Source organism: Streptomyces sp. NPDC052721 (genome assembly GCF_040678315.1).
Lineage (GTDB): Bacteria > Actinomycetota > Actinomycetes > Streptomycetales > Streptomycetaceae > Streptomyces.
Window position 1 is genome coordinate 96924 of the sequence record NZ_JBFATL010000027.1, and the last position, 21993, is coordinate 118916.

Below are 21993 nucleotides of genomic sequence, written 5' to 3' on the forward strand. Positions count from 1 at the left end.
TGCCAAGCGTCAGGCGCGGGCCGCCCGGCCCACCGCCTCCACCAGGGGCAGCAGCCGGTACGGGACGCGCTCGCGCAGCGCCACCTCGGTGCGGGTGCGCACCACCCCCGGGAGGCTGATCAGCTTCTGGATCACGTCCTCCAGGTGGGCGTTGTCCCGGCCCACCACGCGCGCGAGCAGGTCTCCGCCACCGGTGATCGAGAAGGCCTCCACGATCTCCGGTACGGCGGCCAGCGCGTCCCCCACGTCGTCCAGGTGGCCCTGGGTGACCTCGATGTGCACGAACGCCAGCACCGGATGCCCGAGCGCGGCGGGCGACAGGGAGGGGCCCGTGCCGGTGATCACGCCGTCCCGTTCCATCCGGTCCAGCCGGGCCTGGAGCGTTCCGCGGGCCACGCCGAGGATGCGGGCGTACTCGCGCACGCTGGTGCGCGGCTGCTCCAGGAGCAGCCGCAGGATGCGGGTGTCGAGCGCGTCCACGGTCATGATGGACGACTGTACCAATGGTCCAGGTGATCCAGAGCCGCGTATGCCGTCCGACCTGGTCCGTTGGCATTCCGGTGAAGGCGCGTGCCGGACTGGTGCTGTGCCAATGGCTCAGCGATTCGCGTCACACTTGAGCCAGTGACCTCGGTGATGCTCTCATGGACGTGTCGATGGCGCTGCGGACCCCCGCGGCGCCTTTTCTGTGCCGGTGCACCCATGCACCCAGGGGAGGGCAGCAGTGCTGAAGAGGATGTTCGCGGCTCCGGACCCGGGACGGGCGCGGTTGCGCTTCGCCGCGCGGGCCGTCCTCGGCATCGGACTGGCGGTGGTGGTCTGCGGACTCGCCGGACACTCCCTCGCCGGTGCGGTCACCGGCGGCCTCGCCGCGCTGCTCGCCCTGTTCACCGTCACCGACCCGACCGTGCGCGGACAGGCGGTCACCACCGCCCTGCTGCCCGTCGTGGGCGTGCCGGTGCTCGCCGCCGCGGCCGAGCTGCACGACCATCCGGTCGCCCGCGACCTCACCTTCCTCGCCGTCGTGGGCGCCGGCGTCTACGCCCGCCGGTGGGGCCCGCGCGGGCACAGCCTCGGCGTGTTCGGCTTCATGACCTTCTTCGTGGCCCAGTTCCTGCACGCCGCCCCGGGACAGCTGCCCGAGCTGTACGCCGCGGTCCTGCTCTCCGTGCTCAGTGCGGCCGTCGTGCGCTTCGGCCTGTGGTGCTACGAGCGCCGGCTGCCCCCGGCCGCCGTACCGGCCCCGCCCGCCGGGACCGGGCTGGACCGGCTGACCACGCGGCAGGCCTTCCAGGCCACCGCGGGCGCCGGGTTCGCGCTCGTCGTGGGCCAGCTGGTGTCCGGACAGCGCTGGTACTGGGCGGTCGGCGCCACCTGGTGGATCTTCGTCAACACCGCCTCGCGCGGCGAGACGCTGGTCCGCGGCTTCCGTCGGGTCCTCGGCACGGTCATCGGCATCTGCCTGGGCTTCCTGATCGCCGTCCCGGTGCACGGCGCGCCCCTGCCGACGGCCGTCCTCGTCGCGGTCGCCGTGTTCGGCATCTTCTACACGGCCGCCGTCTCCTACACCTGGATGATGCTCTGGGTGACCCTGCTCGCCGAGTCCCTGTACGGCCTCCTCGGCGTCCTCAGCCCCGGACTGCTCGCGCTGCGGCTCGTCGAGACCGGTGTCGGGGCGCTCGGCGCCGCGCTCGCCGTCCTGTTCGTGCTGCCGGTCACCACGCACGCCACCACCGACGCCTGGATCCAGCGGGCCCTGCGCTGCGTGCACGCCTGCACGGCCGAGGCCGCCGCCCGCCTCGCCGGCTCCGCCACGGCCGACCCCGCGCCGCGCGTGGCCGAACTGGAGCAACTGCTCGGCCGGGTCCGGCTCTCGGTGGCTCCGCTGGTGCACCCGCTGAACCCGATGCCGGCGCGCAAGGCGCGGGCCCGCCGGGTCCTGGCGCTGCTCGACGACTGCGCCCGCGAGATCCGGGGCCTGGTCGCGGTCGCCGCCGACCCCGAGGCCTCCCACGACGCCCGCCTCGCCGCCGCCTGCTGGCGTGTCGAGGCCGCCGTCGAGGCCCTCACCGAGGGCCGCGCCGAACCCTTCCACCGCCCCGCCGAGCCGCCCGCCGAACCCGCCCTGGCGCATCTGCACGGCCTGGAACGCGCCCTCGCCGAACTCGCGGAGCCGCTGTGCGCGCCGTCGGGCTCCCGGCTGGTCGGGGCGTGACCGGAGCGGGGGCGCGCGAGAACTGAGCGCGCCCCCGCTCCGGAAGAAGTGCGCCGACTCCCGGAAGAACTGCCCTGCCACCCCGGCCCCTTGGTCTAGACCTCGGGTGATCGACTGCTACCGTCGGCCCCGGACCGGCTCGACGGGCTCGACCGAGAGGGGACAGCGGTGGCACAGGACGGCAGGGCGGGCAGGCGCCGGGCGTTCATCGGATCGTTCACGGCGGCGGGCGGCCCCGGACTGGTGACCGCCGAGGTCGCGCCGGACACCGGGGCGCTCACCCTCGTCTCCGCGGTGCAGGACGTACCCGACCCCTCCTATCTGGCCCTGTCACCGGACGGGCACACGCTCTACGCGGTCAGCGAGACGGCCGAGGGCGCCGTCGCCGCCTACCGCGTCACCGGCGACGGGCCGGAACCCGCCGGCCCTCCGGTGCCGGTGGCCGGCAGCGGCCCCACCCACCTCAGCCTGTACGACGGGCATGTGCTGACCGCCAACTACGGCTGCGGCAGCGTCACCGCCGTCCCCCTGCGCCCGGACGGCACGCTCGCCGGTGCGCCCTCCGGACGGCTCCAGCACACCGGCTCAGGACCGCACGACCGGCGCCAGCGCGGCCCGCACGCCCACCAGGTGCAGCCCGACCCCAGCGGGCGGTGGGCCGTCAGCGTCGATCTCGGAACCGACTCGGTACGCGTGTGCACGCTCGCGGACGGCAGCCCCGCCGTACACCGCGAGATCGCGCTGCGCCCCGGCTCCGGGCCGCGCCACCTCGCCTTCCACCCGGACGGCGAGCACGCCTACGTGGTGAACGAGCTGACCCCCACGGTCACGGTGTGCCGCTGGGACGCCGCGGGCGGCTCCCTGAAGCCGCTGACCGAGGTACCCGTGCTGCCCGGCGCACCCGCAGGCGACGCCCACCCCTCCGGGATCGTCGTCTCGCCCGACGGCCGCTTCGTGTGGACCGCGACCCGCGGCGAGGACGTCCTGTCCGTCCTCACCGTCGAGGCCGACGGGCTCCGGCTGACCGGCACGGTGCCCTGCGGCGGGCACTGGCCGCGCGCGCTGGCCGTACACGACGGCTTCCTGTACTCCGCGAACGAGCGCTCCGGCGACGTGACCTGGTTCGCCGTCGACAGGACGACGGGCGTCCCCCGCTACGACGGCTCCGTACGGGTTCCGGCGGCCTCCTGCGTGGTGTTCGGCTGAGCGCGGGGGCCCGAAGCGTGCTGGGACCCGAGCGCAAGGCGAAGGGCCCGCTCCGGGTGGGGAGCGGGCCCTGTGTCGTACAGGTGCCGGGTGGTCCGGGGGCCGGACGCCGGGGGCGTCAGCGGGCCGGTGCGCTCTGCGGTTGCTGCGGGGCGATGCCCAGCGCCGTCGTGTACTTGGCGAGCGCGAGCTTGCCGATCGCCGGGTACGCGCCGAGGGCCTCGGCCGTGGAGCAGCCGGCCTCCTCGGCGGCAGCCGCCAGCAGCGCCGGGTCGATCTCCGGGCCGATCAGATACGGCGCCAGGGCCAGCTGCTGCGAGCCGGCGGAACGCAGCTGCTCGGCCACGGAGGCGATGGAGCCCTCCTGGTCCAGGGCCGCGGCCATCACCGGCACGGCCAGGCGCGCGGCGAGCAGCATGCCGGTGATCCCGGCCGCCTGGACGGCGTCCTCGCCGCCCACGGAGGCCAGGATGATGCCGTCCGCGGCGGTGGCCACGGTGAACAGCCGGGCGCGGTCGGCACGGGCCAGGCCCGCCTCCGACAGCCGCACGTGCAGCGCCTCCGCGAGCAGCGGGTGCGGGCCGAGGACATCGGTCAGTTCGGCCGCGACGCGGCTGTCCATCACGGCCTGACGGATCTGGCGCAGCAGCGCGCTGTCCGGACCGGCCAGCAGCGGGACGACGACGGCGACCGGGCCGTCGGGCTCCTTGACTCCCTCGACCCCGGCGGCGACGGCCTGCTCATACCGGGCGGTGCGCTCCTCGGCGGCGCGCGCCAGCACGGAACGGAGCGTGGGGAACTCGGCGTCGTCCCCGTCCAGGTACCCGATCCGGGCGTCGAGGCCGGGCAGTTCGGAGCGGGCGATGCTCACGACCTCCTCGGCGAGGCTGCGCGTGGTGGTGCTGGGCACACCGGGCACCGCGAGGACGAGCGCGGGCGCGCCCTCGGGAGCCACCAGCGGTTCCGGACGGCGGTGCCGTCCGGGCTGGCGGGGTCGCGGCATTCGTACGGGCAGGCCGGACGCGGGTCCAGTGGGGGAGCTCATGGCGCCGCATGTTACTGGCTTGGTGGCCGCCATCGTTCGGGGAGGGTGCAGGTGAGCGCTATCCGTCCGGATTTGTCTGATGAGTTACGCCCGGAAGACGCGTGCGGCCGGCATGTGCCCGGGGCATGTGCCAGACCTCGTGGAGGCACCGGGACGGAACCGCCGGTCCGAGGCAGCGCGGAGCCGTGCCGGCCCCTCTCGGCCGGCACCTGCCGGGTCGCCCCTCCCGAAGAGGCCGTCGCTGCCTTCCCCTTCGGGTGCGCCGTCCGCCCGCGCGCCGGTGCGGTCACGGCAGACGCCAGTCCACCGGCTGCCCGCCCTGCTGGATCAGCAGGTCGTTGGCCCGGCTGAACGGGCGCGAGCCGAAGAAGCCGCGGTCGGCCGACATCGGTGAGGGGTGCGCGGACTCCACCGCAGGCAGACGGCCCAGCAGCGGACGCAGATTGCGGGCGTCACGGCCCCACAGGATGGACACCAGCGGCTTGCCGCGCGCCGCCAGGGCCCGGATCGCCTGCTCGGTGACCTCTTCCCAGCCCTTGCCGCGATGCGCGCCCGGGCTGCGCGGCGCGGTGGTGAGCGCCCTGTTCAACAGCAGCACGCCCTGCTCGGTCCACGGCGTGAGATCCCCGGTGGACGGCTGGGGGAGCCCCAGGTCGGTGTTCAGCTCGCGGAAGATGTTGATCAGGCTGGGCGGCAGCGGGCGCACATCGGGTGCCACGGAGAACGACAGGCCCACCGCGTGCCCCGGGGTGGGATACGGGTCCTGACCGACGATCAGCACCCGTACCTCGTCGAAGGGTTGCTGGAAGGCCCGCAGGACGTTCGGTCCGGCCGGGAGGTACGTGCGCCCCGCGGCGATCTCCGCGCGCAGGAAGTCGCCCATCTCGGCGATCCGTCCGGCGACGGGTTCCAGGGCCTTCGCCCAGCCCGGTTCGACGATTTCATGCAAGGGTCGTGGTGCCACGGGCGTCACCCTACTGCCGTACACCCGTCGGTGATCAACCGATGGCCGGAGCACGACAGCGGGCGGCGCCTCGCCGCTGCCCGCCTCCGCGAGAGGTCAGGCGAGGAGAGGTCAGCCGGTCACCGCCGCCCGCACGCACAGCACGTCCGGCAGATGCGCGGCCAGCAGCTGCCAGCTGTCGCCGTCGTCGGCCGAGGCGTACACCTCGCCGTTGCGGTTGCCGAAGTACACCCCGGCGGGGTCCGAGTCGTCCGTGCACAGGGCGTCCCGCAGGACCGTGCCGTAATGGTCCTCCTCCGGCAGCCCCTTGGACAGCGGCTCCCAGGTGCGGCCCGCGTCGGCCGTGCGGAAGACCCGGCAGCGGCGCCCGGCGGGCACCCGGTCCGCGTCGGCGTTGATCGGGAAGATGTACGCCGTGTCGCCCCGGCGCGGATGCGCGGCCGCCGCGAAGCCGAACGTCGACGGCAGGCCCTCGCCGATGTCGGTCCAGTGCGCGCCCGCGTCGTCGCTGCGGTACACCCCCCAGTGGTTCTGCAGATACAGCCGGTCCGGGGCGACCGGGTCTCTGGTGATCTTGTGTACGCACTGGCCGAACTCCGGGTTCGGATCCGGCAGGAACACCGCCGACACACCGGAGTTGGACGGCGACCAGCTCGCGCCGCCGTCTGTCGTACGGAACACGCCCGCCGCGGACACGGCCACCGTCACGGCCCCGGGGTCGCGCGCGTCGGTGAGTACCGTGTGCAGGCACTGGCCGCCCGCGCCCGGCACCCACTGCGAGCGGGTCGGGTGCTCCCAGAGCGGCCGGACCAGCTCGAACGTCTCGCCGCGGTCGTCCGAGCGGTACAGCGCGGCCGGTTCCGTGCCCGCGTACACCACATCGGGCTCGGCGGCGGACGGGTGCAGCTGCCAGACGCGCTCCAGGGAAGCGCCGGTCTCCTTCGGGAACCTCACGGCGGGCCGGGCCGGTTCGGTCCAGGTGCGGCCGAGGTCGTCGGAGTGGAACACCGACGGACCCCAGTGCGCGCTGTCACCGCCCGCCAGCAGCCGGGGCCGGGCGCCCCGGGTGTCGATCGCGACCGAATAGACCGCCTGCGCGTTGAAATACGGACTCTCGTCGAACTCCCAGGGGCCGTCGCCCCTGCGCCGCGCGATGAACAGGCCTTTGCGGGTGCCCACCGCGAGCAGTACCTCGGTCATGCCGATCACCTCCGGGACGCCGTCGTCCCGATAGCCGTCAGATATCGGCCAGTCTGCACCCCGCCACTGACACTCTCCCCCCGACTGTGTGTTCGCGCAGGTCACCGCCTGTGTCGCGGAGGTGCGGCGAAGATCGGCCGGTCCCGTTCCGGCATGCGCCTGCGCGAAAGCCGTGTCTCGTGCGACCGTCGGGGAGACGGCTCGTCGTGAGCAACGGAGCGATCTCCCGCGTATGGGAGGGCGGTCCGGCCGGTCGGTGCGCTCGTGAGGAGGATGCCTTGAAGGCGTTCCGTGGTCCGAAGGTGTGGCTGTGGCGCTGGCGGCGCAACCCGCTCAAACGCCGGGCCGACGTCGTGGAGGCCTGGGTGGTGCTCGGTGCCTGTCTGCTCACCGTCCTGGCCGGTGTGCTCGCCGGCCTCGCGGCGGCCGGCTCGGTGGAGCACGGACTCGCCCGGGAGCGGACCACCTGGCGGCCCACCGTGGCCCGGGTCGTCGCGCAGGTCCCGGGGAAGTCCCCGGCGCACAGCAGCCACGCCTCCGCCGGCGAACAGGTCTGGGCCGAGGTCCGCTGGACGGTCGCCGACGGCTCCGCCCACACCGGCCGGATCCGGGTGGAGCCGGGCAGCAAGCCCGGTACGCCGGTCACCGTCTGGACCGACCCGCAGGGCCATCTGGTCTCCCGCCCCACCACCGCCTCCGAGGCCGCGTTCCGGTCCACCCTGATAGGCCTCCTGGTCGGCGCGAGCACCGCCGCCGTCCCCTTCGTGGCGGGCCTGGCCGTACGGGGCCGACTGGAACGCCGGCGCATGGAGGCCTGGGACACGGAATGGGCCCGACTGGGCCCACAATGGGGCCGCATGGTGTGACCCGAAGGCGTCCGGTGGCGCCGGGGGTACGCGGGCCTGGCCGGGGCGAGGTTCCGGATGCCGTCGGCGGCCCGCTCCCACCACGGCGCGGGGAGCGGGGCCGGGCCGCAGCAGCGCCGCAGGACTCATCGACCCGCCGTCGCCGTCCCGCGTCCGGAGCAGACCGCGGACGCCCTCCCCACGCCCCGGCCGAACCACCGCCGGCGCCTCCCGGCACCTCCTCAGCGGTTCCTCGTCGTCCGGGCTGTCATGGCTGCCGTAGGCGCCCTCGTGGGCCGTGTGCCGGCGCGGGTGGGTCAGTTCGGCGGTGATCAGGTCGCGCGGCGGCGCGGCGGCCGGGCCCATCGTGGTCAGACACCGGGCGATCGGGCCACGGGCGCGGGGGTCAGCCGTCCACGCGGACCGGAAGACGGCCGGACCGGTTCGGGGTCCCCGGCGACGCGCCACAGCGCGCACCCGACCGGTATCCGCTCCCGCACCCGTCCGGACCGGGCGAGGCGGTGCAGCTCGGGCAGCGCGGGGCGCGCGGCCGGGCCCGGTCTGCCGAGCTGCCGGGCGGCGGCGCGCCGCCGCCCGGGTCGTCTCGCGTTCCGGCACGCGCGCGTGAAGGGGTCAGCTCCGGTCGGGCAGGGCGCGCTCCAGGATGGCGTCGAGGTCGGTTCCCGCGGGAAGGGTGCCGAACGCGTGGCCCCAGTCGCCGCCGAGCCGGCTCGCGCAGAAGGCGTCCGCGACCGGGTGCGGAGCGTGCCGGACGAGCAGGGAGGCCTGGAGCGCGAGCGCCATCCGCTCGACCAGCCGGCGAGCGCCCACCTGATCGGTTCCGGCCAGTTCGTGTGCGAGCGCGGCCACGGCCGAGTCGAGCCGGGCGTCCGCTCCGCGCGCGAGGGCGAGTTCGGCGAACAGGGCTTCCGCGGCGTCCGGTTCGCGGCCGAGGGCGCGCAGCACGTCGAGTGCGTTGACGTTGCCGGAGCCCTCCCAGATCGACAGCAGCGGGGCCTCCCGGTAGTGCCGGGGCATGCCGGAGTCCTCGACGTACCCGTTCCCGCCCAGGCACTCCAGCGCCTCGGCGGTGAAGGCCGGGCCCCGTTTGGTGACCCAGTACTTGCCGACGGCGGTGGCGATGCGCCGGAAGGCGCGCTCCCCGGCGTCCCCGCGCACCGCGCGGTCGGCCGCGCCGGACAGCCGCAGCGTGAGCGTCGTCGCCGCCTCCGACTCCAGCGCGAGATCGGCCAGGACGTTGCGCATCAGCGGCTGGTCGATCAGCCGGGCGCCGAACGCGCTGCGGTGCCGGGCGTGGTGCCCCGCCTCGACCAGCGTCTTGCGCATCAGGGTCGCCGAGGACATCACACAGTCCAGACGGGTGCAGTTGACCATCTCGATGATGGTCTTCACGCCCCGCCCCTCCGGCCCGACCAGCCAGGCCACGGTCCGGTCGAACTCCGGCTCCGAGGAGGCGTTGGACCGGTTGCCCAGCTTGTCCTTCAGCCGCTGGATGCGGAAGGTGTTGCGGCTGCCGTCCGGCAGGACCCGCGGCACCAGGAAGCACGACAGCCCTCCCGGGGCCTGCGCGAGCACCAGGAACACGTCGCACATCGGCGCCGACGTGAACCACTTGTGCCCGCGCAGCGTGTAGACCCCCGTCTCCCCGGTGGGGGTGGCCGTCGTGGTGTTCGTCCGGACGTCGGAGCCGCCCTGCTTCTCGGTCATGCCCATTCCGGCGAGCAGCCCGGGCTTCTCGGTGGGAACGCGCAGCCGGGGGTCGTACTCCCGGCTGGTGAGCAGCGGCTCGTACACCTTGGCGAGATCCGGCTGTGCGCGCAGGGCGGGCACGGCGGCGTACGTCATCGACGTGGGGCAGCCGTGTCCCGCCTCCGTGTGCCCCCACACCAGGCCGCCCGCCGTCCGGGCGACGTGCGCGCCCGGCCGGTCGTCGGCCCACGGGGCACCGGCCAGGCCCTCGGCGACCGCCGTCCGCATCAGGTGGTGCCAGCTGGGGTGGAACTCCACCTCGTCGACACGGTGGCCGTAGCGGTCGTGGGTGCGCAGCACCGGCTCATGCCGGTTCGCCAGCTCGCCCCACTCCTGCGCCTCCGCGCTGCCGGCGCGCGCCCCCAGCCGCCGGATGCCCTCCTCGGCCCACTCCGCGCCCTCCCGGCGCAGGCCCTCCAGCAGGGCCGGGTCGTCGGAGGCGTCGTAGGGGGCGAGCGGCGGGGGCTGGTTGGTCACGTCGTGCGTGGCGTACGGCTGGGACGGCGACGGCGGCTGCGACTGCCCGGAAATCGAGACCATAGCAGCATGTTGCACTCTTCCTGCGGCTGTAGCAATGATGCAATAAGAGAACGCACGTACAGTACGGGGCCATGCGCATGAACGTCTCAGCGGAGCCGGACGCGGATGCCGCCGGCCTGCGACCGCTGTCCGCCCGGTCGGTCGTGCTGAGCCTGCTCCTCGGCGTGCATCCGCCCCGGCTTCCGGTGAAGGACCTGGTCCGGCTTGTGGAGCCGTTCGGGGTCGGCGGCTCCACGCTGCGGGCCGCGCTGAGCCGGATGGTGGCCGCCGGCGACCTCCGGCGCACCGACGCCGTCTACCGGCTCAGCGACCGGCTGCTGGCCCGGCAGCGCCGCCAGGACGACGCCGTGCGTCCCCGCACGCGCGCGTGGGACGGCGAATGGGAGATGGTCGTGATCACCGTGACGGGCCGCGGCCCCGCCGAACGCGCCGACCTGCGCGCCCGGCTGACCGCCCTGCGCCTGGCCGAACTCCGCGAGGGCGTGTGGCTGCGCCCGGCCAACCTCGACCGCCCGCTGCCGGCCGGTCTGCGCCAGGTGGCGCAGACGTACACCGCACGCCCCGAGGAGCCCCCGCGCGACCTTGCCGCCCGGCTCTGGCCGCTGGCCGACTGGGCGGCCACCGCGCGCTCCCTGCTCGCCCACGCGACCGGGGCCGTCCACCCGGCCGACCGCCTCACCGCCTACGCGGCGGCCGTCCGCCACCTGCTCACCGACCCGGTCCTGCCGTCCGCGCTGCTGCCCCCCGACTGGCCGGGAGAGGCCCTGCGGACGGCCTACGCCGACTACCGGCGGGAACTGGCCACGACCCTGGGTGCGCCGGAACCGGAGGGCGAACGCTGACCGCACGGCCCGCCTGCCGGGGTCACCGAAGCTGGACCAGCCTCCCACGACCGCTCAGCCGGGGCCCGTTCATCCCGCGCGCGGGGACAGCGGCCCCGCGCAGGACGGCCCCGTGGGGTGCGGGATCAGCGCTCATGGGGCAGGCGTCCCGCTCCCCGCGGTGCGCAGGCCGCGCGAGCGCCCGGGGGCGGCGGTGGCACCCCCGGGCGCTCGGCCGGCGATCACTTGCAGGTGATGTCCGAGCTGGAGTACTTGCGGTACGTGCCGTCCGGGCCCGAGCCGTTCGTCGTCGGCTCCTTGCCGGTGTTGTCGCCGATGTACTTCTGGCACGGAACGATCTTCTTTCTGGTGTCCCCGACGATGGTGACGTTCTTCAGGGTCGCGCTGTCGCCGTAGTCGGTGTTGATGCCGACGAGTTCGCTGCCCTTGTAGGTCGCCTCGATGCCGCTGAGGTTGATCATCCGCTTGTACTGCGTCTTGCAGTTGCCGCAGGAGCGGGCGAACGTGCCGAAGTTCCGCACCGCGAAGCCGGAGACGTTCAGCGTGCCGGCGCCGTTGAACCGGAACACCTTGTCGCTCGCCTCCTTCGCCCCGCCGCCGCTGAGGGTGTAGACGCTGATGACGTTCTTGAGGACCGTGCCGGGGGCGAGTTCCAGGAGGGGGCCCTGGTCCTCGTCCTGGCTGTCGCTGCCGAGGTCGCCGGTGCCGTACAGCCGCCTCATCCCGTAGTCCTTGGTGCCGGACAGGGAGATGGTCGCGGAGACGGCCTGGCTGCCGTTGGCGCCGGGCCGGGTGGCCGCGCCCGCCGGTGCCCCCTAATGTCATGAACATGCCAAGCGTCAGTCCGAGGGTGGCCAGGCCGCCCAGCAGACGGCGCGCGGGTGCTGATGGCGTCATGGGGTGGGAGCGCTTCCATGAATTGCGTGTCCATGCCACGATGCCGGGTGTTCCTCGCAGGACGCGCACGCAGCGCGCCCTCGCACGAGCCGTGATCAGAAGGGACAGGTGACGTGCCCCCACCCCGCACCGCCCAAGAACCGGTGACGGCAACCAACGCCTCGTGCAACGCCACCCTCGCCCCCGGTGCGAGCGTGACCATCGGCTACCAGGCCACGCATACCGGCAACAGCGCGGCACGGGTTGCGTACAGCCTCAACGGCGGTGTGTGCACGGCCGGTCGATGACCGGGGTCGCGCCCCGGAGCGGCATGACCCACACGGCGCGCGCCCCGCCGCACCACAGCTGCGGACACCCGCACCCGGCACGCCGCCGGCCACCGCCGCGTACCCCGCACCGCACCCGTGCCGGCTCGATCCCGCACCCGTCGTCGTCCCGCACCCCGGAAAGGTCTCCGTGAAGCCGCCCAGCAGAACGCCGCTCGCCTCCGTCCTCAGCACCTGCGTCCTCGTCCTCGCCCTCGCCGTGACGGCCTCAGCGCTCACCGCGCTGGTCAAGAGGGCGGCTCCGGCCACCGCCGCGGCGGGCCCCGGCCGGCACTGGGTGAACACCTGGACCGGCATGCCCCAGCTGACCGAGCCCGCCAACCTGCCGCCCGCGCCGTACACGGGTGAGAAGTCGGTGCTCGTCGACACCACCCTGCGGCAGACGGTACGCGTCACCGCAGGCGGCCCCCGCATCCGGCTGCGGTTCTCCAACGCGTACGGCGACACCCCGCTGCCGCTGACCGCCGTCACCGTGGCCCTGCCCCGCGACGGCGAGGCCGGTGCCAGCGCGGTCGAACCCGGAACCCTGCGCCGGGTTACCTTCGCGGGCCGGGACTCCACGACCGTCCCGGTGGGCGCGCAGATGGTCTCCGACCCCCTCGACTTCGAACTGCGCGCCGGATCCGAACTGACGGTGACGGCGTACACCGCGCGCGGCCAGGCGTCGCTCGCGCTCACCTCCCATCCCGGCTCGCGGACCACCTCGTACCTCGCGCACGGCGACCACACACGCGACCGGGACCTCCCGGGCGCGACCGCCGTCGACCACTGGTACCTGCTCAGCGACGTCGAGGTGCTGGCCTCCGGCCGTAGCGAGGCGGTCGCCCTCGTCGGCGACTCCCTCACCGACGGACGCGGTTCCACCACCAACGGCAACGACCGCTGGCCCGACCAGTTCTACGACCGGCTGCACAGCAGCCCGGCCACCTCGGACATCGCCGTCCTCAACCAGGCGGCCGGCGGCAACCGCGTCCTCAACGACGGACTCGGTCCCAACGTGCTCGCCCGCCTCGACCGGGACGTCCTCTCCCGCAGCGGCGTGGCCTGGCTGATCCTCTTCGAGGGCGTCAACGACATCGGCACCGCCGACGCCACCCCCGCAGCGCAGCGCGCGGTCACCGACGACCTGATCGCCGGGTACCGGCAGATCGTCGTCCGCGCCCACGCCCAGGGCATCCGGGTCTACGGCGCGACCCTCACCCCGTTCGGCGGCAGCACCCTGTACGACGACCCGGCGGGCGAGCGGGAGGCCGCCCGGCAGCGCGTCAACGCCTGGATCCGCACCCCCGGCCACTTCGACGCGGTGATCGACTTCGACCGGGCGGTCCGGGACCCCGAGGCCCCGGACCGGCTCCGGCCCGCGCTGCACGCCGGGGACTGGCTGCACCTCAACCCCGAGGGGTACGGCGTCCTCGCCGCGGCCGTGCCGGCGGGGCTGTTCCGGCACACCTCCTGACGCGCGGGGCGGGTGGCGCCGACGGGATCCGTGGCGTTCTCTTGGAAGGGGTGGTTTCCCTGCGAGAAGAGGGGATGACCAGCACGGTCGCGGGCACTCGGTGGGGCACGCAAGACGATCTCACCCGAGGAGAGTCATGGCTGAGCAGAAGTCGTCGGCCCTCACGGCGCCCCTGCGCGGCGCGGCCTCGGTACTGCGCAGGGTGCCCGGCTCCGGAACAGTGACCAGGGCCGCCGAGGAAACACTGGACAAGGTCGGCGCGGTCTCGCCCCGCGGGCGGCGCATGGCGGTCTACGCGGGGGCAGGGCTGCTCGGCGCCGCGGGCGTCGTGGAGTGGCCCGTGGCCCTCACCGGCGCGGCGGTGGCCTGGCTCACCCAGCCCCGGCCCGCGCAGCCGGCGGACGCCGGGGAAACGGCCGCACCACCCGAACCCGCGCACGACCTGGGCACCGCGGCCCTCAGGTCCGGCGAGGGCCACGGGCACGGTCCGGCGGCCGGGACCGGCGCGAGCACCCGGGCGCCGGGACCGGCCAAGGAACCCGGTCACGCATCCACACCCAGCCCGCCCGAGGCCTCCCACGGTGTCCGGGCGTCGGCGGGCAAGACGTCCTCCGGCCCCCTCGGGCCCACCGCGCGACCCGATCGCACCACGCTCTGAGGAGGTCATGTGCTCGGTCTGCTGACAGCGCCGTCGTCCGCCGCCCGCCTGCTGCCGGCGGCGCCACGCCTGCTCGCGCGGGCGGCGGCACCGGCGGTCGGACTGGCCGCCGGTGCCGCCGCCGGAACCGCGCGCGCCGGCGTGCGCGGCTTGGACGCCGCCGCGCGTGTGGGGCGGGTGGCGCGCAACGCGCTGCCCGGCTCCGGTGACCACTGGCGGTCCGGCGCTCGCGCCCACCTGGCGGTCCGGCCCCTGGAACCGGAGCACGCCCGGCGCGCGGGCGGCACGGCCCACCTGGCGCGCCGGGTGGCCGAGGCGCTGGCGGACCACCCCGACGTACTCGTCGCCTACTGGGACCAAGGGCTCGCCCGCCTGGTGGTGACCGCGACCGGAGAGGAGGCCGCCGACCGGGTCCTGGACCACGCGGCCGGCCTCGCCGAGCGGCACGGGCTCGTCCTGGCGGGCGGAGACGTGGAAGAGACCACGCATCCGGCCGACCCGGCCGGGGTGCGTGCCGCGGCGGCCACGCTCGCCGCCGACGGCGCCGGGATCGCCGTGGCCCTGACCGCGTACGCGCTGCGGCTGCCGCCCTCCCCCCGGATGGTGACCGCGGCCGTGACCCTGCTGCGGGAGAACCCGCGGTTCCGCGCCTGGCTGCGCGCCCGGCTCGGCGACACCCGGATGGATTTCCTGCTGGCCTGCGCGAACGCCGCCGTGCACGGCGCCGGGCAGACCCCCACCTCCCTGGTACTCGACGGGGCCCTGCGGGCCTGCCAGGTGGCCGAGACGGTGGCCCGCTCGGCCGCCTTCGACGCCGTGCACGACCAGCTGTGCGCCCCCGGCCGGCTCAGCCTCGCCGCGCAGGGCCCGCCGCGCCCTCCGCTGCGCGTCTCCCCGGCCCAGGAGTACGCGGCCCACGCCTCCGCCGGCAGCCTCCTGGGCGCGGCGGCCACCTTCCTGGTCAAGCACGACGGCGCCGAGGCGGCGGAAGCGGTACTGGCCGGCTCCCCGAAGGCCGCCCGCTACGGTCCCGCCGCCTTCCACGCCGTGCTCAGCGCCGCCCTGGCCCGCACCGGCGTGCTGGTCCGCGATCCGGAGCGGCTGCGCGAGCTGGAGATGGCCGGCACGGTCGTCCTGCACCCGAGCGCGCTGCGCACCGAGGACGGCGAGGCCGACCCGTGGGCGGAACCGGTGCTGGACGCGGCCCGCCGGGCCGGGCTCCGGGTCGTCCTCGTGGACGATCCGGCCCTGGAGGACTTCACCGGCCTCGCCGACCAGGTCGTCGACGCCCGCCGGCCGCTGGACGACGTCGTGTACGAGGCGCGTGCCGACGAGGGCGCCGTCCTGGTGGTCGCCCGGGTCCGCGCGGCCGACGAGCACGACGTCCTCGGCGCCCTGCGGGCCGCCGATGTCGCGGTCGCCCTGACCGACCGCAAAGGAGCGGTCGTCTGGGGCGCGGACATCCTCGCCCTGCACGGCCTGCCCGACGTGTGGCGGGTGCTGACCGCCATCCCGGCCGCCCGCCGGGTCGGCCACCGGGCCCAGACCCTGGCCCGTTCCGGCGCCGCGCTGTCCGGGCTGCTCGTCGCCGTCGGCGAGTCCGGCGGCGGACGAGGCCGCCGGTCCGTACTGCCGGGGCTCCGGCACGCACCCGTCGACGCCGGCGCCGCTACGGCCCTGCTGTCCGGGATACGGTCCGCACTGGGCGTGGCGGTGGCCCGCGCCCCGCACCCGCGCCCCCGGGTGCACTGGCACGAGCTGGACCCGGACCAGGCCCGGGACCGGCTGGCCCACGAACCGGCCGCCGACACCGGCCCGTTCGACGCGCTCACCGCCCGGATGCGCAAGGCGGCCGAGGGCGTCGGCCGGCACCCGGTCGCCGCGCCCGCCCGCTGGTCCTACCGGCTCGGCCGTGCCGTCCGCGGGGAACTCCAGGACCCGCTCACCCCGGTCCTGGCCGTCGGTTCGGCCGCGTCGGCGATCCTCGGCTCCGTCGTGGACGCGCTGCTCGTCGTCGGCGCCCTCGACCTGAACGCCCTGGTCGGCGGCATCCAGCGGCTGCGGGCCGAGCGGGCGTTGTCCGGGCTGGTCGCGGAGCAGAAGCAGAAGGCGCGCCTGGTACCGCCGGAGACCGATGCCCCGGTCGGCGGCACCCGCACCGTGGAGGCGGGCAAGCTCCGGCCGGGCGACGTGATCCAGCTCAAGACGGACGACGTGGTCCCCGCCGACGCGCGGCTGCTGTGGCAGGAGGGCCTGGAGGTGGACGAGTCCGCCCTGACCGGCGAGTCGCTGCCGGTGGAGAAGCAGACGGACCCCACCCCGCACGCCCCGGTGGCCGACCGGCGGTGCATGCTCTTCGAGGGCACGACCGTGGTGGCGGGCGAGGCCCGGGCCGTCGTGGTCGACACCGGCGACCGCACCGAGGCCGCCCGTGCCGTCCACCTCGCCGCCCGTACGCCCCCGGCCGCCGGCGTCCAGGCCAGGCTCCAGGAACTCACCCGCAAGGCCCTGCCGCTGACCCTGGCGGGCGGCGCCGCGGTGACGGGGCTGGCGCTGCTGCGCGGCACCCCGATCCGCGAGGCGGTCAGCGGCGGAGTGGCGGTAGCCGTGGCGGCCGTACCGGAAGGGCTGCCGCTGGTGGCGACGGTCGCGCAACTGGCGGCCGCCCGGCGGCTGAGCCGGGGTGGTGTCCTGGTGCGCACCCCGCGCACCCTGGAGGCGCTGGGCCGCATGGACACCATCTGCTTCGACAAGACCGGCACGCTCACCGAGAACCGGCTCCGGCTGGTGCGCACCTCGGACGCCGGGGGCACGGTCCGCGCGGTGGACGACGCCGGCTCCGAGGAGACGATCCGGTCCGCCGCGCGGGCGTGCCCACAGCTGAACGGCGGCACCGACCGGCCGGTGCACGCCACCGACGAGGCCGTGCTGGCCGCGGCGCCGCCCGACCCCGACTGGATCCAGCTCGCCGACCTGCCGTTCGAGGCCGCGCGCGGCTACGCCGCCGCCGTCGGCCGGAGCGGGGACGGCCCGGCCGTCCTGGTGGTCAAGGGCGCCCCGGAGACCGTGCTGCCCGCCTGCACCGGGCTGCCGGCGCACGCCTCGGAGTCCGCGCAGACGCTGGCCGGGGCCGGACTGCGGGTCCTGGCGGTGGCCGAACGCCGGCTCGGCGCGGCGGAGCAGGAGTCGGACGTCCTCGAACAGCCGCTCCACGACCTGCGGTTCATCGGTCTGCTGGCGCTGTCCGACGTACCGCGCGAGACGTCCACGGCGCTGGTGAACGGGCTGAACGGGGCGGGCGTACGACCGGTCATGCTCACCGGCGACCATCCGCAGACCGCGCGGTCCATCGCCGCCGACCTGGGCTGGCCGGAGGACACCGTGGTGGTCACCGGTGACGAGCTGGCCGCGGCCGACCGCGCGTCCCGGGCCCGGATGCTGCGCGACGCGGGCGTGGTGGCCCGGGTGGCGCCCGAGCAGAAGCTCCAGGTCGTGGAGGCCCTGCGGGACGCGGGCCGGGTGGTCGGCATGGTCGGCGACGGCGCCAACGACGCCGCGGCCATCCGCGCGGCCGACATCGGCGTCGGCATCAACGCGCGCGGGTCGGCCGCCGCGCGCAACGCCGCGGACATCGTGCTGACCGACGACGACCTGACGGTGCTGATCGACGCGGTCGGCGAGGGCCGCGCGCTGTGGCACAGCGTGGCCGACGCGATCGCCATCCTGATCGGCGGCAACGCGGGCGAGGTCGGGTTCGGCATCCTCGGCACGCTGCTGTCCGGTCGGGCCCCGCTGTCGACCCGTCAGATGCTCATGGTGAACCTCTTCACCGACCTGTTCCCGTCGATGGCGGTGGCGGTGACGGAGAAGGAGGGCGAGGCGGACCTGGGGCATGTGGAGGAGGCCGCCGGAGTGCTGGGCGACCCCCTGCTGCGGCAGATCCGGCACCGGGCTCTGACCACCTGCCTGGGCGCGGTCACGGCCTGGCTGATCGGCCGCTTCACGCCGGGCACCGCCCGACGCTCCAGCACCATGGCGCTGTGCGGGGTGGTCGGCACCCAGCTCGTGCAGACCCTGCTCGACCGGCGCGACAGCCGCCTGGTGCAGATCACCTCGCTGGGCTCCGCGCTGGCCCTGGTGGCGGTGGTCCAGACCCCGGGCATCAGCCGCGCCTTCGGCTGCACCCCGCTCGGCCCGGTCGCCTGGGCGGGCGTGGTGGCCGCGATCGCCCTCGCCCTGGCGGGCCAGCGAACACTGCCCCACCTGGAGCGAACGATCGGGCGCCTGCTGCCGGGATGACCGACGGGGCGGCGCGCCGCGGGGCGCGCCGCGCGGACGACCCGCGGGGCGGTACGCCGGCCGGGGGGACCGGGGGCGCCGCCCGGCGGCTGAGCCGGGGCAGGGCCGCGTGGTCCGGCCTGGACCGACCGCAGCCCGGGGCCTGTCCCGGTCCGCCCGCAGCCTGGGGCTCGGCTCAGTCTGACCGCAGCCGGGGGCCAGTGCTCGGCCGACCGCAGCGGGGGCCGGGCCTGGACCGACCGCAGCCCGGGGCCTGTCCCGGTCCGCCCGCAGCGGGAGCCCGCTCGGCCCGACCGCAGCAGGGGCCGGGCCCTGAACGGACCGGAGCCTGGGGGCCCGGCTCAGTCTGACCGCAGCCGGGGGCCAGTGCTCGGCCGATGGCAGCGGGGGCCGGGCCTGGACCGACCGCAGCCCGGGGCCTGTCCCGGTCCGCCCGCAGCGGGAGCCCGCTCGGCCCGACCGCAGCCCGGGGCCAGTCCAGTCCGACCGCAGCCCGGGGCGAGTCCCGGACCGCCCGCAGTCGGGGGCCCGTCCCCGGCCGACCGCAGCACGGGCCGGGCCTGGACCGACCGCAGCCCGGAGCCAGTCCCGGACCGCCCGCAGTCAGGGGCCCGTCCCCGACCGACCGCAGCACGGGCCGGGCCCTATTGGCCGCAGTCAGGGTCCGAGTCAGACCGTTCGCAGCCAGGCCAGGCCAGGCCAGGCCAGGCCAGCCCCAGGCCCGCACCGGCCCGCCGCCGGGGCTGGGGTTGGGGCCCGGCCAGGCCAGGCCAGCCCCAGGCCCGCACCGGCCCGCCGCCGGGGCCGGGGCTGGGCCCGGTTTCAGACCGATCGGTGGTATTGGTCGGGGACCCGGACCGGCGCGTTCAGTTCGCGTGCCGCCTGGCGGGCCCAGGACGGGTTGCGCAGGAGTTCCCGGCCGAGCAGGACCACGTCCGCCTCGCCGTTCGCCACGATCTTCTCGGCCTGCTCGGGCTCGGTGATCAGGCCCACCGCGGCGACCGGCATCGGGGTCCCGGCCTTCACCCGGGCCGCGAACGGGACCTGGTAGCCCGGTCCGGTCGGGATGGTGACGCCGGAGGCGTTCCCGCCGGTGGAGACGTCGAGCAGGTCGACACCGTGGGCGTGCAGGTCGCCGGCGAAGCGGACCGTGTCCTCGGGGGTCCAGCCGCCGTCCTGGAGCCAGTCGGTGGCCGAGACGCGGAAGAACACCGGCTTGTCCGAGGGCCACACCTCCCGGACGGCGTCCACGACCTCCAGGGCGAACCGGGTGCGGTTCTCGTACGAGCCGCCGTAGGCGTCCGTGCGGTGGTTGGAGTGCGGGGAGAGGAACTCGTTGATCAGATACCCGTGGGCACCGTGGATCTCGACGGCCTGGAACCCCGCGGCGAGCGCACGGCGCGCGGCGGCGGCGAACTCCCCGACGATCTCAGCGATCCGATCCGTCGTCAACTCCGTCGGAACCGGGTGGCGTTCGTCGAACGGCAGCGCGCTCGGGGCGACCGACTGCCAGCCGTGCGCCTCAGGCCCGACGGGCGCGCCGCCCTTCCACGGCCGGTCGGTGGACGCCTTGCGGCCACTGTGGCCGAGCTGGACCGCCGGCACGGTGCCCTGCGCGGTGAGGAAGCGGGTGATCCGGCGGAAGGCCTCCACCTGGGTGTCGTTCCACAGCCCGAGGTCGTACGGGGAGATCCGGCCCTCGGGTGAGACCGCGGTGGCCTCCACCACGATCAGGCCGGTGCCGCCGACGGCCCGCGCCGCGTAGTGCGCGAAGTGCCAGTCCTGCGGGGCACCAGTGAGCGGGCCCTCCGGGTCGGCCGAGTACTGGCACATCGGGGGCATCCACACCCGGTTCGGGATGGTCACTTCGCGCAGGGTGATGGGCTCGAAGAGCGCACTCACGACGGACTCCATTCGTCACGGACCGCTGTTCGGTTCGTACGGTACTCCTCGTACTACGATGGATGTCAAACTACGATGGCTCTCTTACAATGCAGACATCGGGTTTCTTGTTTCAGGAAGGGGCAGTCGCCGTGACCGACACCGCCACCGCCGGCCGTGCGCTGCCGCATCCGCCACGGGAGCAGATCCGGCTGGAGTCCGTGCTGCACGCGCTCTCCGACCCCATGCGGCTCCAGATCGTGCGTGAACTCGCCGCCCAAGAGGCAGAGCTGACCTGTTCGCACTTCGACCTGCCGGTCACCAAGTCCACCAGCACGCACCACTTCCGGGTGCTGCGGGAGAGCGGGGTGATCCGGCAGGTCTACCGGGGCACGGCCAAGATGAACGGCCTGCGCCGGGACGATCTAGACGGCCTCTTCCCGGGGCTGCTCGACAGCCTCCTCACCGCCGCCGACCGGCAGGCCGGCCGACTCGGCGCCGACGGCTGAACCACCCTTCGCCGGAAGGTGGTTGAAGAGCAGGTTCAGCACGATCGCGGACAGGCAGCCCGCGCTGATCCCGCTGTTCATCACCGTCTGGAACCAGTCCGGGAACTTCGCGTACACCGTGGGCACGCCCACCGGCAGCATGCCGATCGCCACCGAGACGGCCACCACGGTCAGGTTGTGGTTGCCCCTGAAGTCGACCCGGGCCAGCGTGCGCAGCCCGCTCGCCGCGACCGTCCCGAACATCACCAGGCCGGCCCCGCCGAGCACCGGTGCCGGGATCGCCGCGACCACCGCGCCCAGCTTGGGCAGCAGGCCGAGCAGCACCAGGATCCCGCCGGCCGCCGCCACCACCCAGCGGCTGCGCACCCGGGTCATGCCGACCAGGCCCACGTTCTGCGCGTACGCCGTGTACGGGAAGGTGTTGAACACCCCGCCCAGCACGGTTGACAGGCCGTCCGCGCGCAGCCCGTCGGCGAGGGGGCGCGGCTCGACCTTCCGCCCGGTCAGCTCGCCGACGGCGATCAGGTCACCCGTCGTCTCGGTCATGGTCACCAGAGCGACGACCAGCATCGACACGATCGCGGACGCGCGGAACTCCGGCGCCCCGAAGTGGAACGGCGTGCTGACGCCCACCCAGTCGGCGTCCCCGACCCCGCTGAAGTCGGTGAACCCGAACGGCACGGCGACCGCCAGACCGACCGCGATGCCGAGGAGCACGGCGATCCGGGAGAGGAAGGAGGGCGCGAACCGCTGCACGCCGAGCACCACGGCCAGCACGAAACCCGCCAGCGCCAGGTTCTTCGGCTCCCCGAAGTCCTTCGCCCCGGCGCCGCCCGCCGCCCAGTTGCCCGCGACCGGCAGCAGCGAGACCCCGATGATCAGGATCACCGTGCCGGTGACCAGCGGCGGGAAGAAGCGCAGCAGCCGGCCGAAGAGCGGCGCGAGCAGCATGATGGCCAGCCCGGCGACGATCACCGAGCCGTAGATCGCGGGCAGCCCGCCCTGCGTCGTCCCGATGAGCACCATCGGTGACACGGCGGCGAACGTGCACCCCTGCATGATCGGCAGCCGGACCCCGAACCGCCAGAAGCCGACGCACTGGATCAGCGTGGCGATGCCGCACACCAGCAGGTCGGCGGTGATCAGATACGCCAGGTCGGCGGGCGACAGCTTCAGCGCGCCGCCCACGATCAACGGCACGGCGACGGCGCCCGCATACATCGCGAGCACGTGCTGCAGCCCGAAGGCGGCCAGCTGTCGTACCGGGGGTATCTCGTCGACGGGGTGCACGTCTGCGGTCGTGGCCATGGGAACTCCATCAGCGGCGGGTGGGGAGTGGT

At 74.9% G+C, this 21993-nt stretch carries 15 protein-coding genes and 2 pseudogenes; 9 read left to right on the plus strand and 8 right to left on the minus strand.

All coding sequences use genetic code 11. The annotated features are described in order from the left end of the window. Positions 1-9: 9 nt before the first annotated feature. On the minus strand, positions 10-486 hold the full coding sequence (locus AB0L21_RS24715; RefSeq protein ID WP_365700715.1) for an Lrp/AsnC family transcriptional regulator: 477 nt from the start codon (positions 484-486) through the stop codon (positions 10-12). A 238-nt stretch (positions 487-724) separates the two neighbouring features. Here AB0L21_RS24715 and AB0L21_RS24720 point away from each other — a divergent pair, with 238 nt between their 5' ends. After that, a complete protein-coding gene (locus AB0L21_RS24720; RefSeq protein WP_365700713.1) occupies positions 725-2215 on the plus strand; it encodes an FUSC family protein in 1491 nt (496 codons plus the stop codon). A gap of 168 nt (positions 2216-2383) precedes the next feature. Then, the gene (locus AB0L21_RS24725) at positions 2384-3421 is read left to right on the plus strand and encodes a lactonase family protein (protein ID WP_365786422.1); all 1038 of its coding nucleotides are present in this window, start codon (positions 2384-2386) and stop codon (positions 3419-3421) included. A 118-nt stretch (positions 3422-3539) separates the two neighbouring features. On the opposite strand, the gene AB0L21_RS24730 is transcribed toward AB0L21_RS24725, so the two are convergent. From AB0L21_RS24730 to AB0L21_RS24740, 3 genes are all read right to left on the minus strand, one after another. Further along, positions 3540-4466 (minus strand): hypothetical protein, encoded by a 927-nt coding sequence (locus tag AB0L21_RS24730; protein ID WP_365700709.1) that lies wholly within the window; start codon positions 4464-4466, stop codon positions 3540-3542. A gap of 286 nt (positions 4467-4752) precedes the next feature. Next, a complete protein-coding gene (locus AB0L21_RS24735) occupies positions 4753-5430 on the minus strand; it encodes a uracil-DNA glycosylase (RefSeq protein ID WP_365700707.1) in 678 nt (225 codons plus the stop codon). 111 nt (positions 5431-5541) lie between these two features. Then, positions 5542-6630 carry an exo-alpha-sialidase gene (locus AB0L21_RS24740; protein WP_365786424.1) on the minus strand — a complete coding sequence of 363 codons (1089 nt, stop codon included), beginning with the start codon at positions 6628-6630 and terminating at the stop codon, positions 5542-5544. A 278-nt stretch (positions 6631-6908) separates the two neighbouring features. Between AB0L21_RS24740 and AB0L21_RS24745 the strand changes: the two genes are divergently transcribed. Next, complete coding sequence (locus tag AB0L21_RS24745; protein WP_365700703.1) at positions 6909-7496, plus strand: hypothetical protein; 588 nt, start codon at positions 6909-6911, stop codon at positions 7494-7496. A 612-nt stretch (positions 7497-8108) separates the two neighbouring features. Here AB0L21_RS24745 and AB0L21_RS24750 read toward each other — a convergent pair. Further along, positions 8109-9785, minus strand: a complete 1677-nt coding sequence (locus AB0L21_RS24750) for an acyl-CoA dehydrogenase family protein (protein WP_365786427.1) — start codon at positions 9783-9785, stop codon at positions 8109-8111. 71 nt (positions 9786-9856) lie between these two features. On the opposite strand from AB0L21_RS24750, the gene AB0L21_RS24755 reads away from it, so the two are divergent. After that, on the plus strand, positions 9857-10627 hold the full coding sequence (locus tag AB0L21_RS24755) for a PaaX family transcriptional regulator C-terminal domain-containing protein (protein ID WP_365786429.1): 771 nt from the start codon (positions 9857-9859) through the stop codon (positions 10625-10627). Between the two features lie 221 nt (positions 10628-10848). Here the strand turns inward: AB0L21_RS24755 and AB0L21_RS24760 are convergent. After that, a pseudogene (locus AB0L21_RS24760) lies at positions 10849-11524 on the minus strand (pectate lyase). 143 nt (positions 11525-11667) lie between these two features. Here AB0L21_RS24760 and AB0L21_RS24765 point away from each other — a divergent pair. The 4 genes and pseudogenes from AB0L21_RS24765 to AB0L21_RS24780 all read left to right on the plus strand — a co-directional run. Next, positions 11668-11811: pseudogene (locus AB0L21_RS24765) on the plus strand (cellulose binding domain-containing protein); the annotation flags it as partial. Between the two features lie 169 nt (positions 11812-11980). After that, positions 11981-13306: an SGNH/GDSL hydrolase family protein gene (locus AB0L21_RS24770; RefSeq protein WP_365786431.1), complete on the plus strand. Its 1326-nt coding sequence runs from the start codon at positions 11981-11983 to the stop codon at positions 13304-13306. A gap of 136 nt (positions 13307-13442) precedes the next feature. Beyond that, positions 13443-13964 (plus strand): hypothetical protein, encoded by a 522-nt coding sequence (locus AB0L21_RS24775; RefSeq protein WP_365700698.1) that lies wholly within the window; start codon positions 13443-13445, stop codon positions 13962-13964. 9 nt (positions 13965-13973) lie between these two features. Continuing rightward, a complete protein-coding gene (locus AB0L21_RS24780; protein WP_365786433.1) occupies positions 13974-18263 on the plus strand; it encodes a cation-translocating P-type ATPase in 4290 nt (1429 codons plus the stop codon). Positions 18264-19085: 822 nt separating this feature from the next. Here AB0L21_RS24780 and AB0L21_RS24785 read toward each other — a convergent pair. Next, positions 19086-20165 (minus strand): NADH:flavin oxidoreductase/NADH oxidase, encoded by a 1080-nt coding sequence (locus AB0L21_RS24785; protein ID WP_365786435.1) that lies wholly within the window; start codon positions 20163-20165, stop codon positions 19086-19088. A 131-nt stretch (positions 20166-20296) separates the two neighbouring features. Here AB0L21_RS24785 and AB0L21_RS24790 point away from each other — a divergent pair, with 131 nt between their 5' ends. Then, a complete protein-coding gene (locus AB0L21_RS24790) occupies positions 20297-20653 on the plus strand; it encodes a helix-turn-helix transcriptional regulator (protein WP_365711118.1) in 357 nt (118 codons plus the stop codon). Here the strand turns inward: AB0L21_RS24790 and AB0L21_RS24795 are convergent. Beyond that, positions 20570-21961 (minus strand): nucleobase:cation symporter-2 family protein, encoded by a 1392-nt coding sequence (locus AB0L21_RS24795; RefSeq protein WP_365786437.1) that lies wholly within the window; start codon positions 21959-21961, stop codon positions 20570-20572. The genes AB0L21_RS24790 and AB0L21_RS24795 overlap by 84 nt on opposite strands. Positions 21962-21993 lie beyond the last annotated feature (32 nt).